Origin of the sequence: Marinimicrobium koreense (assembly GCF_003762925.1) — a bacterium.
In the GTDB taxonomy this organism is placed as follows: domain Bacteria; phylum Pseudomonadota; class Gammaproteobacteria; order Pseudomonadales; family Cellvibrionaceae; genus Marinimicrobium; species Marinimicrobium koreense.
This window is the reverse complement of sequence record NZ_RJUK01000001.1, coordinates 1,926,570-1,944,796: the sequence shown is the minus strand read 5'-3', so window position 1 is coordinate 1,944,796 and position 18,227 is coordinate 1,926,570. Positions and strand designations below refer to the sequence as shown.

The following is an 18,227-nucleotide window of genomic DNA, read 5'->3' as shown; positions in this document are numbered from 1 at the left end:
GGTCACATACCGGGAGCACACTCAAGCTCATCAAAATCGATGCAGAGCGCGCAACGATGCATTCAGGGTAGAGTGCGTCAGGGCGCTTTATTGTGATCTGTAAAAACCATTTGATTTCTGAGCCTGTTATGAAAAACGTAGAATGCAAAGCGACCGGGAACCGCGAAGGCCTCGTCAATGAACAGCGCCGCCGCCTGTTGCAGAGAAGTCTGATTGCTTCGGGGGTGCTCGCGGTCGGTCCGGGCCTGTGGGGTTGCACCACCCAGGGTTCTCCCCGATCCGCCAAGCCCTTGGCGCTGAAAAAGAAAGTCAGCAACATTCCCAACCTCGCCGGCACCTTGCACGAAGTCGTGGTTGAGAATGATCCGAACACCCGAATGATGGTGCCTCGTGGTTTCTCCGTTCGCGAAGTGGCGCGCACGGGACAGCGGGCCTATGCCGGTTCTGATTATGTTTGGCATGCACTGCCCGACGGTGGCGCCACCTTCCCGATGGACGATGGCGGCTGGGTGTATGTATCCAACTCCGAAGTGGGAGCCTGGCGCCAGGGCGGCGTGGGTGCACTGCGCTTTAACGCGCAAGGCGAGGTGGTCGACAGTTACGCCATCTGTACCGGCACCACGAACAATTGCGCCGGTGGCCCCACGCCCTGGGGAACCTGGCTGACCTGCGAAGAAATTGATGAAGGCCTGGTTTACGAGTGCGACCCCACCGGTCGTCAGCTCGCCGTGCCTGCACCGCTCTTGGGTGTGTTCAAACACGAGGCCGCAGCCGTGGACCCGGTTCATCGTCATATCTACCTTACTGAAGATACCGAGGACGGCAACTTCTATCGCTTTGTGCCCGAGTACTACCCTGAGGGTGGGCGTGCCGATCTGAGCAAAGGGCGGCTGGAAGTGGCAGTCGTGACCGGTGACGATCCGCTGCAGACCCGTCCCGTGCAGTGGCACACAGTGCCCAATCCGGTTCCCCGTCTGGGCGGTGAAGATCCCGAACGCCGCGAACGGCCCACCCGGAAACAGGTAGCCGATGCCGAACGGTTTGATGGTGGGGAAGGCTGCTGGTATCACGAAGGCATGGTGTACTTCACCACCAAAGGTGATAACCGAGTGTGGGCGCTGGATACCAACGCCAATACGCTGGATCTGATTTACGACAAACAGTCCGACCAGGCCTTCAATCCCGGCATTGACGATGTGGACAATCTGGTGGTGTCCGCCGGTGGTGACGTGCTGGTGGCTGAAGATGGTAGCGAAATGCGTCTGGTGGTGGTCGGTGCCGATATCACGCCGTTTGAACTGGTGAATGTGGTCGGTCAGCGTGACTCGGAAATCTGTGGTCCGGCATTCAGTCCCGATGGCGAGCGTCTGTACTTCAGCTCTCAGAAAGGTTACACGGGCGATCACACCGACGGCCGAATTTACGAGCTGCGCGGCCCATTTTTTGTAGACGCCGGTTAATCACGTCGACGCCGATGATCACCAAGTCCATGTCGGGTGGATAAGGCCAAAGGCCGCCATCCACCAACACCGAAAGTGAATTAGAGGTCATTATGAACGGTTTCAGTTTGGCAACGTTAGCGGAATTATTGGAGCTGGGTGGTCCAGTGGTGATGGTTCTGATGCTGATGTCAATTTACGCCTTGGCGATCGTCGTACTGAAGTTATGGCAATTCCGCACCATCCGTCTCGGCGAGCGCCGTTTTATCGATCCGGCCATAGACGCCTGGGGCAAGGGTGACACTCACAAAGCCGGCGAATGTCTGAAAGGCCAGCCCAACCCCATTGCCCAGGCCATGAACCTGGTGGTCAAGGGCAGTGAAGCGGGCATTCCCGAAGACAGCCTGCGGGAAGAAGTGGCCCGCACCGCAGCCCGGGACATCAATGTCCTACGTCGGCATTTTCGTCCGTTGGAAGTGATCGGCAATATCGCCCCGTTGCTGGGCTTGCTGGGCACGGTGATTGGCATGATTGCCGCGTTCAACCAGTTGGAAGCGGCCGGCAGTCAGGTGGATCCGTCGGTCCTCTCCGGCGGTATCTGGGAAGCGCTGCTGACCACCGCCGTGGGTCTGGTGGTGGCGATTCCGACGGTGGCGGCTCTGAACTTTCTGGAGCGCAGTGTCGAGCGCCTACACGAAGATATGCAGGATGCGCTGGGTCGCGTGTTTACCAGTCGGGTTTTCAACCGCGTCACCGCTGATAGCACCGAACCATCGGTGAGCGAGCGCAACTCGTCGAAAGCCGGACAACGCACCAAGTCCGCTTCGTTGGAAGGGGCCCTGGCCGGTGCAAATTGAAGTCGCTCCCCGTCGTAAGCGTAGCGTCAGCCTGACACCACTGATTGATGTGGTGTTCAACCTGCTGCTGTTTTTTATGCTTGCCTCCAGCCTCGCCCAATGGAGTGGCCTGGAGTTGGCGACCGGTAGTGAAACGGCCAGCAATGACGATATTCCCGCAGCCGATATCTATTTGTTGGGCGACGGAGAATTTCGTTATGACGAGCAAACGTATCCGCTCCAGGCACTGGCAGAGCAACTGACTCGGGACCTGGAGGCTGAGCGTATTTCTTCGGTGATACTGCGCGCTGAGGATGGCGTCAGGCTCCATGAATTGATCGACAGCTTCGACCAGTTGGGCCATGCCGGTATTCAGGCGTTGGCGCTGGGCGAAACCGCTGATTGATCTGTCCACCGCTGTAACCGAAACCTCGCTATGTTGAAACAGACCGATTTCTCCCTGCCGCCCATTCCCCGGCGAACCACCAATGCGGAGGACAATGTCCTGCCGCTGATCAATGTGGTGTTTCTGTTGCTGATCTTTTTTATGGTCAGCGGCACCCTGATCCAGGAACCACCGTTTGCCGTGACCCCTGCAACCACCCGTCACGCTGAGGCACTGGACAGCCAGCCGGAATACCTGGCCATTGGTGCCGATGGGCGCTTGGCCTGGATGGGCGAGGCCATAGAGCCGGCCGGATTGGCGGAACGTCTTGCCCAGCGCGAGCAGCCTGAGGCTCCCTTGCAGGTGCGCGCTGATCGCCGACTGGAAGCCCGCGTCCTGACCGAACTGTTGGCCGAGTTGCGTGCCGGCGGTGTTGCCCAGATTCAACTACTGACTGAAAGCGAATGATTCAACAACCGCGACCCATCCACTGGCTGTTGGCCCTATCCCTGGCGTTTGCTGTGCACACCCTGGCCATGGTGCGTCTGGATTCAGACCGGGAAACCGTGCACCGCGCGGAAGATCCCGGGGCCCAGTCGATCACCATCGCGCTGGCACCGCCACCCAAGCCAGCTCAGCCGACGCCGGCCCCCGAGCCCGAACCTCAGCCGCAGCCGGAACCTGAGCCCGAGCCTCTGGAATCTCCGGTCAAAACGCCGGAACCCGAGGAGGAGCCAGAACCACAACCGGAGCCGGAACCACAACCGGAGCCGGAACCAGAACCTGAGCCGGAGCCAAAACCCGAACCGGAGCCTGAACCCGAGGTTCAACCCGAGCCGGAACAGATCGTAGAGACGGACGAGTCGACCGAGTCCGCTGATGAGCACAGCGATCAGGAGGCCAAACGCACCGCGGATCGGCAGCAGGCCGGTGCGACGGGCGGCATTCAGGATGCGCCGCCGGATTACCGCACCCAGGTCAGCGCCTGGTTGGAACGCCACAAAGAGTATCCCATGAGGGCCCGTCGCAAAGCCGAGCAGGGCATGGCCATGGTGTCATTCACCTTCGACCGGGACGGCAACATCCTCGATTACGAACTGATGCGTCCGACCGGGCACAACAGCCTGGACGAAGCGGTTGAAGAAATGCTCGAAAAGGCCAACCCCTTGCCCAAGATGCCCGATGACATCGCCCAGAGCCGCATGACCTGGACGCTGCCGGTGTACTTCCGACTGAATTGACCGTCGGTATCTTCACCGGACACTGTCAGCCTGAATCCATGTCGAAATAAACAAATGTACGTCCTAAGGAAAACCATGAACCACATCATGAATGTTGCGCCGACTATGGGCTCTGTGGCGCGCCAGCCTCGCGTCATAGTCCCGCTGTTGGCCGGTGCGCTGAGCGCGTTGCTTTTACTGGGTTGCAACAATACCGGACCTAAACAAAATCAACCCGTAGCCCAAACGGAAATCGATCGGCAAACCGCGTTTCGAGTGCGCTCGGAGTTCGGTTTGCCGTTGAATGACGATGGTGGTTGGGCCAGCGACACCAACGAGCCGGCCACCGTGTTCGCCGATGATCCCTTCCGGATTCGCTTTGAAGTCGAAGCCACCGAAGCGGATAACACCGCGCGTCGTTACCGGCTTGACGTACGCCGCAATAATGGCGAGTGGGAGCCCCTGGGGGCCGAAAATTTCCCGCAGCCCGCCAAAGTGTACGAACTCGATTTCGAGCGTCAGCCCAGTGACGCGATGGACGAGCTCTGGCACCTCATCAGCGGCGACGCCTCGGCGCTGTCCTGGACGGCGAATGGCGATGAAGGACATCTGACGCTTCAGGCTGACGATGAGGCCCTGTTTGCCCTGGGTCGCTATGAAACCCATTGGGAGCCTCTGGAGTTTGCGGTTGATCTGCGCCTGCCAGAGGTGGATGCCCAGGCAGGCGTCGTGTTCGGTTATGAGGATGCTGAAAACTATTTGCGCGTGGACGTAAAAGCCGGTGACGCCGTGCAGGTGGTCCGCGTCAGTGAAGGTAGGGAGTCCACACTCGCCACTCACCCGTTCGACATCAAACCCGGACAGTGGTTTGAGCTGAAACTGATCCTGGCGGGCCAGAACCTGATCGTGGAATACCATGATGAGGCACTGGTCTTTACGGAAAACCTCAAACGGGACATTCCCCCTTCCGTCGCCGGACTGTATGTGCCGCAAGGAAGTAGGGCGGACGTGCGGGCCTTGGTAGTGGAAGGCCAACCTCGCTCGCCTCGCACCAGTATTATGGCCAGCGCATCGTTCGGGCACGGTGCCCCAACCCGGGATCTGTTGAGCGTCTCCCTGCTACCGTTCACCGGTGGTGCCGGCGTCAGCTTCGCGGATCGTACACCGGTCTGGTCACCTGAGGGCGGGCACAGTGAATGGGAATTTCCCATCGTGATTCGCCGCTTTTCCGACGAAGCCGCCCTCAACGAGTCCGGTGACCGTTTCGAGTATCGGCTGGTGGATCAGACGGGAGAGCCACTGGCGTCGGAGGCGCTGGCCTCGGTAACGCTTGAAGTCGCCGATGGTCACCTGGGAGGTACCTTTGTGGAAACGCCCATGCGCATCGGCCCCTGGGAGGCGAGCAATGGCGATCTTTACTTTCTGATGGAACCGGCGGAAACCTGGAATGCCCTGATGACTGTCAAGTCCACCAATGGTGGAGAGAGCTGGTACGAAGTGGATGGCGCACACCGACCCAAAACCGGCGACCTGGAAGGCTTCGCCTCGGTTCGGGTGGACGACAGGATCCATATGCTGCACCAGACCTCCGATCATGTGTTCTATCACGTGTTCCGCACCTCAGATCACCCCGAGCAACCGGATACCTGGGCCATTCGGGACGAACGACTGGCCTCCCCCGAAGAGCCACCTACCCAGGTGGCCGATATGGCGGTGCGCTCCGATGGTAGCGTGGTGGCGGTATACGGTGGCCCCGATAAAATTCACTCCCGCACCCGCTCACCCGAGGGTGACTGGAGCGAGGAAACCGTGATTGATGCCGACATCGGTCCGGCTCTGTCAGGCCCGGCGCTGGTGCTCGGCAAGCATGGTGTGGTGCACCTGGCTTACACCGGCGATGACGGCAGGGCGTTCTACCGTCAATTACTACCCAATGATGAACTGACCGAGCGGCAAACCATTGCTGAGGGACTCGGCACCGATAGTGAAGATATCGGCTCCATTCTGCCCCTGGTGTATCAGCCGGAGTCCGAAACGGTCGTGATGATTTATCGGCGGGCGGACGGCTATCTCTGGGAGCGGCGGCTCGACGCCGAGGGCAACTGGAGTGACCCGGTTCAGGTGAGCGATCGCACCGTGGTCCAGAACGCCGTTGACGCCGATCAGACCGGAGCCGACGTCATCGCCTATGGCAACAGTGTCCAGGTGCTGTTTATTGAGGAGGATACCGGCCACCTCTACCACACCGAACACCGTGGTGAGGGCGACTGGAGTGAAGCCCGGTTGTTGGTCGACGATGAATCGGTGCAGTGGGTGCGCGGTGCGCTGGTCAAACGGGATGAAGCTTTAGCGGCTTATGGCTACGTCTATGACGGCGGCGCCGACGGTGGCTCCGGCAAGAACCGCTACCGGGAGCTGCCACTCAAGGCACGCTGAGGTTCAGTGAATCGTCCGGGGTGTGAACCACCCCGGCTGCAGGGGGCGCAAGGGAGTGCTATCATCAAGCTCATTGACCCAAGAATAAGGAGCCGGCTATGAGCGAACCCCTGTACTCCGAACACCCCGCCATGTTCAAGAACAACCCCATCGGTTTTATCGTCAGCCTGTTGCTGATTCCGGTTTTCGGGGTCGGCTTGTTGATCCTGCTCTGGTGGTACCTGCAGTGCAAGGGCTCACTGCTGACGGTGAAAGAACACGACATCCTGTACGAACAGGGGCTGCTCAGTAAAAACCGGGCCGAGTTCAGTATTTCAGGCATCCGCACCGTTCGGGTCAATCAGAGCTTTTTCAATCGCATTTTTGGTGTTGGCACCATCCAGATTTTTACCGCCGGCGACCAACCGGAAATCGAAGCCAAGGGCATGCCTGACCCCAACCGGGTGCGTGAATTGATCAAGGCCCGCCAGAACGGAGGCGCCCGGTAATGGTGGGGGAAGAAGATCGCAAGGATAAAAACGAATCCCGCAAGATCGCCATTGTCCTGGTGTCGCTGGTGGTGTTGGTGGGCGTGGCGGCGATGTTGCTTTTGCCCTCCCTGGCCGAATTCTCCGCGTCCTATCTGGAACCCGGCATGGGGCTGAAAACCGCCGCCATTGTCTCCTTCTTTGTCACCGTCGTGCTGTTTCTGGTCTTCGCCGTGGCTTCCGGCGACGGCCTGTTGGGGGAGTTGCAGTTTATGCTGCTGGGCTTCTTCCTGTTTTTTGTGATTTTCTGGCTGATGATCGCCTGGATTTTTTGATCGTCTGTTTCAAGTCGCTTGACCCACCTCAGTGGGCATAACCAAACACCGCGACAAAGTGGCAGAGGGTGCCGCCCAGCACGAACAGGTGCCAGACAAAGTGGGCGAACTTGACCTTCGAGTCCATCACATAGAACACCACACCCAGCGTATAAGATGCGCCACCCGCCACTAACCAGGCGATACCGGCGGCCGGTACCTCGCGGGTCAGCGGGTGCATGGCTACCAACACCATCCAGCCCATGACCAGGTACAGCCCCACCGAGAGTACCGGGTGGTGCAGCTTCCTCAGACTCTTCATCAACACCCCAAAAGCCGCCAGCGCCCAGATGATGCCAAACAGCGTCCAACCCCAGGGGCCGCTCAAGGCGCCCAGTGTAAAGGGGGTGTAAGTGCCGGCAATCAGCAGGTAAATGGCCGAGTGATCGATGTCCTTGCAAATCCGTTTGGCCCGTCCCTGCGGCAGCATGTGGTACACGGAGGAGGCCAGGTACAGCACGATCATGGTCGCGCAGAAGATGCTGACGCCCACCACAAAAGCCGGGTCCTCCAGGCGAATGGCCCGGGCCACCATGAACGGTGTGGCAATAATGGCGGCAATCAGGCCGATCCCGTGGCTGATGGTATTGGCGGCTTCTTCGCCCACCGTCTGCAAGCGGCCCTTCAGAGCCTGAGTGGCTGTGTTCATCAAGTGCTCCCGACGTGAATTCCTATGCTGAGCGCCAGCATAACCGACGCATGGTGGTCCGGCTAATGATACTATGCGCACTTTTTTGGTGCATAAGGACAGTTTGGTGTCTATCTCCTCTCTCTGGCGAGAAATTCTTGCCTATCTTGGCATTGAGCGCAACCGGACCCGTCACAGCGAAAAGCTGCTATCGGCACTGGGTGCCTTCGTGGGCATTCTGGCGGTCTATGGTTTCTCCCACTGGTATCTGGCCGACGTCGGTGCCCTGTTGATGCTCGCCTCCATGGGCGCTTCGGCGGTACTGCTGTTTGCCGTACCGCACGGGGCATTGTCCCAACCCTGGGCGGTGATTGGCGGCCATCTGGTCTCCGCAATAGTCGGGGTCAGTTGCCAAAAGTTGTTCCCCGGTACGCTCTGGACACCGGCCCTGGCTGTTGGACTGGCGGTGGCCGCCATGCATTACCTGCGCTGCATTCATCCGCCGGGCGGTGCCACCGCTCTGGTGGCGGTCATCGGTGGGTCCAGTGTACATTCCATGGGTTACCACTATGTGATCACCCCGGTGGCCCTGAATGCGCTCACCCTGGTGGCCACGGCGGTGGTGTTCAACAGCTTTTTCGCGTGGCGCCGCTATCCGGCCCACTGGAGTCGCCGCCTGGACCATACCAGACACGCGCCGCCCAAAGTCGGCTCCATCACCCTCAGTCAGGAAGATCTGGCGGCCGCCATGGAGCAGCTGAATTCCTACGTCGACATTACAACGGAAGAGCTGGTGGAGCTGACGCAGCTGGCACGCGAACACGCCGAGCAGCAGGTCGAGCACCCGCAGCGAATTGATGCCGGTCGTTTCTACAGTAACGGAGAGTTGGGAAATCGCTGGTGTGTGAGGCAAGTCGTTGATGCGGCGGACGCCGCGGAACAGCGCCGGGATCAGGTGATCTATAAAAACGTCGCCGGCGCCAACGCCTATGAGACCGGCATTTGTCAGCGGGAAGAATTCCGGCAGTGGGCGCGCTTCGAAGTGGTGGAATCCGGCGGAAGGTGGGTTAAGCTGGGCGGCAGTTGATCAACAAGACGGGAGTCAGTGCATGCGATTGGCCATTCTGGATGCGGATATTCTGAGAGAGGCGTTGCAGCCTAAGTACCACAGCTACGGCCGAATGTTTGAGGCGCTGTTCGAGCGTCAACAGCTCGATTGGGAGATGGACATTTTCAGGGTCATTGAGGGCGACTATCCGTCGGACATGGATCAGTATGATGCCTACCTGATCACCGGCAGCCAGTACGATGCCTTTTCCGATGAGCCCTGGATTCGCCGACTGCGTGAGTATGTCCGGGCGCTGTTCGAGGCGGGTAAACCGATGGTGGGTGTCTGTTTTGGCCATCAACTGCTGGCGCACGCGCTGGGTGGAGAGGCCGGGCGCGCGGACACCGGTTGGGGCCTGGGGGTGATGACCTATCCGTTGCTGACCAAGCCACCGTTTGTGGATGATGCCGAATCGGTTTCGTTGATCATCAGCCACCGCGACCAGGTGACCCGCTTACCGCCCGACGCCGAACGTCTGCTCAGTAACGACTTCTGTCCGAATGCGGCCTTCCATATCCCCGGTCGGGTTCTGGCCATTCAGGGCCATCCGGAATTCAGCGTGGACTACGCTCAGGCCCTGTTGCAGTACCGCAAACAGGAACTGACGCCAGACCACCTGGCCCGGGTGCTTGAAAGCTACTCGGTTCCTCACCAGGGTGAGCGTGTTGGCCAGTGGATGCGCCGGTTCCTTGAGCAGGCCGTCGCCTGATCAGTGCTCGGCCCGGCCGGTCTGCATGTACTGACAGATGTGCTCGGCCAGGCTGGTGCCCGCCTCATTCATCGTCAGGTAAGTCCGGTTGGCGCCAGCGGCGTCGATGCGGTTGGCTTCATCCTCGTACAGGCTATGAGACACGATATAGCCCTCAAAGCCATTGCTGCGCAGTTTTTTGGCGGAAATGATTTTCGCTTCCGAGTCGCTCATGCTCAGGACCACCGCCTTGATCTGGGTCATGTCCAACCCCTGCCAGAAGGCCTGATCCTCAGCGTCGGCGAACAGAATATTGCGTCCCGCCTTACGGTGTTTGTCCACCTTGCCGGGGTCCGAGTCCAGGGCAATCAATTTATAGCCCTGCTTCTGCAGGCGCTCGTAGGCGGCGGCACCGGTGCGGCCCATACCCATCACCACCACCTCGGCATCACCCAGGGAGATCGGCTGCTCGTCCGGATGCCAGCTATCCCGTTCCAGCTTCTGCAGGCGGTTGGCCAGCTTCTCGTAGAGCGGATGGGCGATGTGGTTGAGCGGTGCGGAGAGCACAAAGGAAAACGCCAGGGTAATGGCAATCGGCACCAGCCACTCCGGCAGCGCAACACTGGCGACGATCAGGCCAAACTCGCTGTAGTTACTCAGGCTCAGACCAGTCAGAAAGGCACTGCGGGCGCGGAGCTTGAAAGCCAGCAGCAACACGAAGAACAGCAGCCCCTTGAGGGGTAGCACCAGCGTCATGATGGCGGCAAAAATCAGCATGTCGGCGTCAGGTAACCCCTCCATGCCGATCTGCAGAAAGAAACCCACCAGAAACAGCTCTTTGACGCTCCACAGCGAATTGGACAGCTCGGTCGCGCGCGGGTGATTGGCCAGCAGGGCGCCAAAGGCCAGCGCTCCCAGTTCGGAGCTGAGTCCCACAGACTCGAACCCCTGGCCACCTACGGCCAGTGCCAACAGCAACCCCAGCAACATCAGCAACTCGTCGTGGCCACTCATGTCGAGCAGGCGATAGAACACCGGACGCAACAGCGGCAGAGCGAAAATCAGCAGCGCCCACCAGGAGGGCGTCTCACCGTTGGCAAAGGCCATGACCACCAGGGCGATCAGGTCCTGCACAATCAGAATGCCGATGGCCACCCGTCCGTGAAAGGCGCGCAACTCTCGCTTGCTGTCGAGCACCTTGGCCGCCAGCACGGTGCTGGAGAAGGCCAGCGCCACCGCCAGCATGCCGGCGGTGTAGGGCGAGATATCCATAAACAGATAAAACGCCGGGGCGAGCACCAGACAGGACACGGTAAAATGCAGCAGCCCGCCGCCGATCACCTCCGGGCGCACCAGGTTGCGCAAGCGCAACTTCAAGCCCACTGTAAACAGCAGCAACAGCACACCCAGGTGGGCGATATGATCCAGTATTTCACCATTCTCTTCGGGGAGGTTCAGTGCCGGGGCGACCGCACTGATGGCAAAGCCGGCGGCCAGGTAGCCGATCAGGTTGGGCAGGCCCATCCGGTGAACCAGAAATCCCAGGGTGAAGGCAAATGCGATCCAGACGGCTTCCAGCATGAAAAGCTCCGATGGTGAAACAAGGGGTCCAGTATACGGGTGGCTAGTATATCTGACCAACGCCAATAAAAAAGCCGTCGCCCGGACTCGGACGGCGGCTCAAGCGAGATGGTCAATGAGGGATGGCCGGTCACTCACCCCGGTGCATCATCAGTAAGTGCAGGCGTCCGGGTCGTTTGCTACAAAATAGGACTTGTAGTTGCTGGCACTGTCGTCCATGCAGCCCTTCAGGTTGAGCAGGCGCACCGAGCGGAATTCGATAGGGGCGCTTTCCGCCTGCAGTGCGATATAGCCCTCGTGCAGTAGCGTACCGTCATCCAGTTGCATGCCGCTGTACCGGATGACCTCTTCACCTTCCACCCGGTGAATCGCCAGGTCATTGCCGTGCACTTCCACTTCAGCGGTGACCCACTGATCGCCGTGATAGGTCTTGCTGGTCGACTCGATGATGTGATCCTCGCGCAGCTCGCCCTCATAAACCGCATGAGTACCCGGCGTTACCAGATTGGAGGTGTGGCGCTCATCGGTGCCGTTGCCACCGAGCAGTTGCACCTCCATGCAGGCGGGGTAGCCCTGGTCGATTGCCATTTCATACGGGGATTGGGCGTGATACATGATGCCGTTGTTGCGAATGGCCCACTCTGGCGCACCGGCGACCTGTTCGCCCACAAAGCGGTATTCCACCTCGATGCGGTAGTGGGAGAAGGGCTCCTTGTAAAAAATGTGGCCCCAGCGACCGTTCAGTTCATCGTACTGGTCATAACTGACCACGATCTTGCCGTCCTCCAGGCGGAAGGTGTTCAGGGTGTTTTCGCCCGGAGGAGAGCCGGCAATCTTGATGATCCAGTCGTCCAGATCCTGGCCGTTGAACAGGTCGATCCATTCTTCCCGGTCGGAGTGGTTGGGGGTGTTGGGCTGGCTGTTACAGCCGGTCATGACCACAGTGGCCAATCCGATATAGAGCAAAGGTTGGGTCCAACGCATTGGAGGGGTGCCTCGTTTGTTTATGATTTATCGTACCGGGTGGGAATGATGCCAAATTTATTATGTAAAAACAAAGTTCTTATATAAAAAAGGCCAGTGAACGAATTCACCGACCAAAGTGTTGTGTTCCCATCCCTGGGCAGGAGGTCTCAGCATCGCACCGCGCTAAAAGGAGCCGCGAATACCAAAGGTATAGGTGGCGCCGGGGTAGAAGGCGTCAAAGGTAATGCCTTCGTATTGATGCCAGGTGCCGACCGGTTCGTCGGTGATGTTGTAGGCATCGAAGGTGATGGTCAGGTTCTGCTCTTCAAGCACCGGTAGGCGATAGCTGCCGGAGAAGTCCACCTGGGAGCGGTCCATGGACTTGAGCTCGAACCCATTGGTGTACCCGGACACCGATCCATCCTGATGGTAGTAGGTCATACGAGCCTGCAGACGGTCGGTTTCGTAGAAGGCGGTGAAGTTGTAGGTCCAGTCGGAAATGCCGGTCACAATGGCATCCTCGTCACTGGCGCTCTGGTTAATGTGGGTGGCACTGGTGTCAAAGCCCAGGCCTTCCACAATAAAGTCGAGCGGCATTACCCAGATGGCTTCATAGCCAGATAGCGTGGTATAGCCATCCACATTACTGCGGGTACTCACCTGAGTCGTACACACGGTCGGGCCGCCACACTCGGCCAGTGCCTGCTCCCGGTCCTCGCCGATGTTGTTGATGTCCATGCCGTAGTTGGGCAGGTCCAGCCAGTCCACGGTCAGGGTGTCGGAGCGGGTGAACCCGGTCACTTCCTTGATGAAGTGAGTGAAACCGACATAGCCGGTATTTTCAAAATACCATTCACCGCCAATGTCGAAGTTGGTGGCTTCGAACGGTGTCAGGAAGGGGTTGCCGGCACGCACCGATTCGATACCGGAGCTGCCCCAGGCTGAGTTGGGGAACATGTCCGCCGGGTTGGCACGGGTCAGGCTGCGCGAACCGCTCATGCGCACTTTGATATCGTCCCGCAGGTCGTACACCATACTGAAGGAGGGCAACACTTTGCTGTAATCCGCCTTGGTTTCGCTCTGGTCGGTGCTCACCGTCTGTTCGGTATCCACCCAGCGAATACCGGCGTTGATGCGCAGCGGCCGATCATTCACCTGCTGCTCAACGTTGCCTTCCACATACAGGCCCAGCATTTCTTCACTGATGTTACCGACGGTCTGGCCAAACTGGTCGCCACTGGTTTTGATCGGCTCGAAGTCGTCATAGTTGGTGGCCTCCTTGATGCGCGCCCAGTCCACCTGGGCGATACCGGAGTACCCGTTATAGCCACTGATGTTGCTGCCCAGGTCGTCAACCAGTGATGGGCCGAGGTAGTCAGAGAAATTCAGGTCGGCATCGGAGCCGTCCACAAAATTTTCCTGAAACTCCTGCGTGCCGCCCCAGGCGTCCATGTTGCTGGAATTCTCATCCCAGGCCAGGCCGAACTTGATGCCGCTGACGTCGGCATTTTCGCCCCAGGCGAAGTCCGCATGGAAACCGTTGGTTTCGGTTACCCGGCGGTTGCGCTGGATACGGAACCGGTCGCCGAACTTCTCATTGTCCTGAATGACACCGTCTTCATTCTGGTCAAACTCCTGTTGCCAAGTCCAGCCAATATCGGGGCTGGCCGGGTCGAGACTGAAGTTGAACGAGGGCAGAGTGCCGGACACGGTGTACTGCATGGTCGCACCGGGGGACATATACAGCACATAAGGCTCATCGCGATCGAATTCTGACTTGGTATAGCTCGCCGAGATGTCGGCCTTGAAGTCATCGCTGATCTGCCAGGCCATGCTGGGCATGAAACTGACAAAGTTCAGGTCTTCGGTGTACTGATGCGAGCCTACCCAGATGTGGGCGTTGTAAAAGGTTGCGTCGGTGACATAACCGTTCTCAACCGTGACATCTTCGGGGATGATGGCCGCCCCTTGATGCAGGTAGTTGCGCCGTCCCCACAGCATGGCTTCGGTACGGGTGAAGTCACGATCGGCCTGGGCATACATGGTGTCCAGGACGAACTCCATATCGTCATTGGGACGGAACTCCAGCGAGAGCAAGCCGGTCATCCGGTCGCGGTCGCCCACGGCGGTCATCGGACGGCCGAGATAGGGCAGCAGGGCGGTGTCCAGTGTCTCGGCGTCCAGACCAGAGGTGGCTACCGGATCGACCGGGTCACCCACTGCCACGCCGTCTTTGGCCGCCGCGTAGTCCGGTGTGGCTTCAGGGCTCCAGAAAAAGTGGTTGAAGCCTTCGCTGCCTTCGACACAGGCCGAGTTGGTGCGCTCGGGGTTACTCCACTCGGCCACACAGCCGTCGGTGTAGAGCGCAACCGCTTCATAGCCGTCCACCCGGGAGCTTTTCTGCTCACCGGCCAGACCAAACAGCACGCCAAACTGTTCGTTGGAGTTGCTATACATGAACGAATACTTGGGGCTGACATCCTCGCTCAGCTCGCTATAGGCCCCTTCCAGGGAGTAACTGAAATGCTGGCCATCAAAGTCGGAAGGGCGCGCCGTGCGCATGTTCACATAACCGGATACCCCGCCTTCGAGCTGGCCGGCCGTTGCGGTTTTGGATACCGCCAGGCTGCTGAACAGCTCGGTGGGGAACAGGTCCAGGTCCACTTCGCGGTTGCGGTTACCGGAGGTCAGGCTGCCGGTAGAGGCCACCGCCATGGCATTGCCGTTGAGGGCAATTTTGGTAAAGCTCGGTCCCAGACCCCGCACAGAAATCTGCTGGCCTTCACCGGTCACTTCACGGTTGATCTTAACGCCGGGAATTCGGGCCAGGGACTCGGCCAGGTTCTGGCTGGGCATGTTGCCGATATCATCGGCGAAAATCACATCCGAGAATCCGTTGGAGTCCCGTTTGGCGTTGGTCGAGTTGAGCAGTGATCCGCGGTAGCCCGTGACGACCACCTCTTCAAGGCCGGTGGTGGCCGGGGCGGCCTCTTCATTGGCCTCCTGAGCCTGAGCAAAACTGGCGGCACCGATGGCAAGGCCCAGCAAACCCAGTTTGCTGAGGCGGAAGGTTGGGGTTTTCATGATGAACAATCTCCAAGCTGGCTTATCGTTATGAAAATTGGCGCATTATTCATTTCGCCCGAGAAGTGGGAGGGCGAAGTAAGACCGGTCAACTTATAGTCATCCGATCTCTAAGTCTTAAAGTAAGACATGTATACAAGTATGTCAATAGCCTTGACTGTGACTTATTGGGCAGTGCGAACGGGGAAATTGGCAGATTTCGTGATGCGTGGCACAAACCGGAGAAACAATAAAAGGATCAGGCGCCAACCCCTTAAGTTCAATTTGACAATATGTAGGTGCGGTAGTTAACTCCAGAAGACGCCTACGGATCGGCGGTACCCAATAGCGCTTGATAACCCGTTCTAATAATCAACAATCAGCGCTATTCACTTAAGTTGTTATTGAGTCGAACCTCCGTCGGTGAGCAGGCGTTTTCTTGCATTCATTTGCAACACTCCACATGCCAATAATGACTTGAAACAGGAGTTCGAAAATGACCCACTTACTACACAGAAAACTGATGTTGGGGGCGGCGTTATTTGTATCCGCCCAGGCGGCGCAGGCCATAACTTCCGGCTCCGCTGAGGCCACCTTGAATGTCGATAACCAGTGGGGCTCTGGCTACTGTGCCAGCGTCACCATCGACAATAATGGCGGTAGTGCCATCACGGACTGGACCGTCGGCCTGGATCTTAATGGCAGTAGCATCAACAACCTCTGGAACGGCAACCTGAGCGGAACCTCAGTGACTCCCGCTGCTCATAACGCCACCATTCAAGCGGGTAACAGCACCGGCTTCGGCTTCTGCGCCAACGGTGGCAGCATTGCGGAGTTGGCCTCCCTTGATGTGGCAGGGGGCGATGGATCGAGCAGCAGCTCCAGCTCCGACAGCTCCAGTAGTTCAAGCAGTTCCAGCAGCTCCGATGCCGGCGGTGACAACAGCGTGACCGTGCGCATGAGTGGCGTGACCGGCGACGAAAGCGTCAGCCTCGAAATTGGTGGCCAGACGATCGAAACCTGGACGTTGAGTGTCGGCATGCTGGATTACACCGTGAGCACCAACGCCACCGGAGAGCTTCGCGTGGCCTTTACCAATGATGAAGGTGATCGTGACGTGCAGGTGGACTATGTGATCGTCAACGGCGTCACCTACCAGGCGGAAGATCAACAGGACAACACCGGCGCCTGGGACGGAGAGTGCGGTGCGGGTTCCTATTCGGAAATGCTCCACTGCAGCGGTTCCATCGGCTTCGGCAACCCGTTTGATGGCAGCAGTTCGTCTTCCAGCTCCAGCAGCTCCTCCAGCTCCAGCAGCAACCCGAATCCGGGCAACCCGGACTTCCCGCCCTTCCACGTGGGCAACATCACCACCAGCGGCCAGGTCCGCTCCGACTTCATGCAGTACTGGGATCAGATCACCCCGGAAAACGAAGGCAAGTGGGGCTCGGTCGAAGGGACGCGTGATCAGTACAACTGGGGTCCGCTCGATGCCATCTATGACTTTGCTCGCGCCAATGGCATTCCGGTCAAAGCTCACGTACTGGTGTGGGGCAGTCAGCGTCCCGGCTGGATCGATAGCCTGAGCCCGGCGGAACAACGCGCGGAAATCGAAGAGTGGATCAGCGACTACTGTGACCGCTACCCCGATACCGAAATGATCGACGTGGTGAACGAAGCGCTGCCCTCGCACGCACCGGCCAACTACGCCGAGAGCGCCTTTGGCAGTGACTGGATCACTGAATCGTTCCGCCTTGCCCGTGAGCACTGCCCGAACGCGGTTCTGATCTATAACGACTTCAACTTCATGACCTGGGACACCGACGCGATCATCGATATGATCCGCCCAGCCGTGAACTCCGGTTATGTGGATGCGCTGGGTCTGCAAGCCCACGGTCTGTACAACCCGCGCGTCTGGACCGGTCCGGAGATTGAAGCCAAGCTGGATCAGATTTCTGAGTTGGGTCTGCCGCTGTATATCTCCGAGTACGACATTCAGGAGTCCAACGACCAGTTGCAGCTCGAGTACATGCAGACGCACTTCCCGATCTTCTACAACCATCCCAATGTGGTTGGTATTACCCTGTGGGGTTATATCGTGGGTGCCACCTGGCGTGAAGGCACCGGCCTGATGACCAGTAGTGGTCAACAGCGCCCGGCCATGCAGTGGTTGATGGAGTACCTGAACCGCTAAACGCAATAAACTGGAAAAGGACTTCCAGTTTTCTCCCCGTTATATTCGATTTCCCGTCCCCCGATTATTGTATCTCGCGCGCGCCAGTACTGATGCGCCTAAACCTCTTGCGCTACACCGCTAGGCCTTTGACAATAGATCAGCCCGGAGAATCTAAAACCGTGGTTTTTGAGTCACTAGATTGATACTGCGGAAAATTTGCCCTAAAGCGCTATAGTGAAGATGTGGCGGGCAGGACACAGGCCGGCGCTGATGATCCCAATTTGAGGAGATTGACCATGAAACCTTTAAGTCTCTTGGCACTGGTGTGTTTGGGTGCCATGTCGGCGGCCGTGTCGGCCGATGAGCGTCCGGCCCAGATTTACCTGAACGAAAACCTGGGGTTTAATATCGAGGGCTATAACTACGCCCAGGATGAGCTGCCCTGTGAGATCGAGCAAAGTCTGGTAAGCAGTATTCTTGAACGGGCCGAGAAGCAGGGCCTGGTCATGCAGGCCGTCAGCACCGCCGATAAAATTAAAACTGGCGATGTCCCCGTGTTGGCAATCGACATCGAGGGCCTGACGTTGGGCAGCGAGGAATTCACCTTTGGCATGAAATCCAACTCCAAGCTGCCCGCGGTAAAGGTCACTACGGCGCTGATTCACGCCACCGCGCCCAACAGCGTGGTTACGGCCAGCCACAGCTGCGGCTTTGCCTCGCTCAGGGATTTCACACCCAGCAGCAACGTGCTGGACATGGGGACCGCCTACACCGTCTGTTCGGCCACCCAAAGATGCCTGAAGGATCTGAGCAGCGACATTGTTGAGTGGTTGGTGCCGTTGCTGTGACCGAGCTGTAGC

General features: G+C 58.7%; 15 protein-coding genes and 2 pseudogenes. 13 read left to right on the top strand and 4 right to left on the bottom strand.

The window, feature by feature from the left end:
- Positions 1-128: 128 nt before the first annotated feature.
- The 8 genes from EDC38_RS08495 (at position 129) to EDC38_RS08460 (ending at position 7,118) form a co-directional block, all read left to right on the top strand.
- Positions 129-1,460: an alkaline phosphatase PhoX gene (locus EDC38_RS08495; RefSeq protein WP_123638130.1), complete on the top strand. Its 1,332-nt coding sequence runs from the start codon at positions 129-131 to the stop codon at positions 1,458-1,460.
- Between the two features lie 92 nt (positions 1,461-1,552).
- Entirely contained in the window at positions 1,553-2,296 is a 744-nt protein-coding gene (locus tag EDC38_RS08490) for a MotA/TolQ/ExbB proton channel family protein (RefSeq protein ID WP_123638129.1), read from the top strand.
- Positions 2,286-2,681, top strand: coding sequence for an ExbD/TolR family protein (locus tag EDC38_RS08485; protein WP_123638128.1), 396 nt, complete (start codon positions 2,286-2,288; stop codon positions 2,679-2,681). The genes EDC38_RS08490 and EDC38_RS08485 overlap by 11 nt, the downstream gene beginning before the upstream one ends.
- Positions 2,682-2,711: 30 nt before the next feature.
- On the top strand, positions 2,712-3,128 hold the full coding sequence (locus tag EDC38_RS08480) for an ExbD/TolR family protein (protein ID WP_024461072.1): 417 nt from the start codon (positions 2,712-2,714) through the stop codon (positions 3,126-3,128).
- The gene (locus tag EDC38_RS08475; RefSeq protein WP_123638127.1) at positions 3,125-3,901 is read left to right on the top strand and encodes an energy transducer TonB; all 777 of its coding nucleotides are present in this window, start codon (positions 3,125-3,127) and stop codon (positions 3,899-3,901) included. The genes EDC38_RS08480 and EDC38_RS08475 overlap by 4 nt, the downstream gene beginning before the upstream one ends.
- Positions 3,902-3,976: 75 nt before the next feature.
- A complete protein-coding gene (locus tag EDC38_RS08470; RefSeq protein ID WP_123638126.1) occupies positions 3,977-6,316 on the top strand; it encodes a hypothetical protein in 2,340 nt (779 codons plus the stop codon).
- A 98-nt stretch (positions 6,317-6,414) separates the two neighbouring features.
- A complete protein-coding gene (locus EDC38_RS08465; protein ID WP_024461068.1) occupies positions 6,415-6,804 on the top strand; it encodes a PH domain-containing protein in 390 nt (129 codons plus the stop codon).
- Positions 6,804-7,118 carry a hypothetical protein gene (locus tag EDC38_RS08460; RefSeq protein ID WP_123638125.1) on the top strand — a complete coding sequence of 105 codons (315 nt, stop codon included), beginning with the start codon at positions 6,804-6,806 and terminating at the stop codon, positions 7,116-7,118. The genes EDC38_RS08465 and EDC38_RS08460 overlap by 1 nt, the downstream gene beginning before the upstream one ends.
- Before the next feature lie 28 nt (positions 7,119-7,146).
- Here EDC38_RS08460 and trhA read toward each other — a convergent pair whose 3' ends face one another.
- Positions 7,147-7,806 carry a PAQR family membrane homeostasis protein TrhA gene (gene trhA / locus EDC38_RS08455; RefSeq protein ID WP_123638124.1) on the bottom strand — a complete coding sequence of 220 codons (660 nt, stop codon included), beginning with the start codon at positions 7,804-7,806 and terminating at the stop codon, positions 7,147-7,149.
- 106 nt (positions 7,807-7,912) lie between these two features.
- Here trhA and EDC38_RS08450 point away from each other — a divergent pair, with 106 nt between their 5' ends.
- Entirely contained in the window at positions 7,913-8,872 is a 960-nt protein-coding gene (locus tag EDC38_RS08450; protein WP_246004366.1) for an HPP family protein, read from the top strand.
- Between the two features lie 22 nt (positions 8,873-8,894).
- Positions 8,895-9,602 carry a glutamine amidotransferase-related protein gene (locus tag EDC38_RS08445; RefSeq protein ID WP_170162880.1) on the top strand — a complete coding sequence of 236 codons (708 nt, stop codon included), beginning with the start codon at positions 8,895-8,897 and terminating at the stop codon, positions 9,600-9,602.
- On the opposite strand, the gene EDC38_RS08440 is transcribed toward EDC38_RS08445, so the two are convergent.
- The 3 genes from EDC38_RS08440 to EDC38_RS08430 form a co-directional block, all read right to left on the bottom strand.
- Entirely contained in the window at positions 9,603-11,162 is a 1,560-nt protein-coding gene (locus EDC38_RS08440; RefSeq protein WP_123638121.1) for a cation:proton antiporter family protein, read from the bottom strand.
- Positions 11,163-11,312: 150 nt separating this feature from the next.
- Positions 11,313-12,146, bottom strand: a complete 834-nt coding sequence (locus EDC38_RS08435; RefSeq protein WP_123638120.1) for a 3-keto-disaccharide hydrolase — start codon at positions 12,144-12,146, stop codon at positions 11,313-11,315.
- 165 nt (positions 12,147-12,311) lie between these two features.
- A complete protein-coding gene (locus EDC38_RS08430; protein WP_123638119.1) occupies positions 12,312-15,212 on the bottom strand; it encodes a TonB-dependent receptor in 2,901 nt (966 codons plus the stop codon).
- A 475-nt stretch (positions 15,213-15,687) separates the two neighbouring features.
- Here EDC38_RS08430 and EDC38_RS16680 point away from each other — a divergent pair.
- The 3 genes and pseudogenes from EDC38_RS16680 to EDC38_RS08420 form a co-directional block, all read left to right on the top strand.
- A pseudogene (locus EDC38_RS16680) lies at positions 15,688-16,038 on the top strand (cellulose binding domain-containing protein); the annotation flags it as partial.
- Between the two features lie 21 nt (positions 16,039-16,059).
- A pseudogene (locus tag EDC38_RS08425) lies at positions 16,060-17,385 on the top strand (endo-1,4-beta-xylanase); the annotation flags it as partial.
- Positions 17,386-17,663: 278 nt separating this feature from the next.
- Positions 17,664-18,215 carry a hypothetical protein gene (locus EDC38_RS08420; RefSeq protein WP_123638117.1) on the top strand — a complete coding sequence of 184 codons (552 nt, stop codon included), beginning with the start codon at positions 17,664-17,666 and terminating at the stop codon, positions 18,213-18,215.
- Positions 18,216-18,227: the final 12 nt, after the last annotated feature.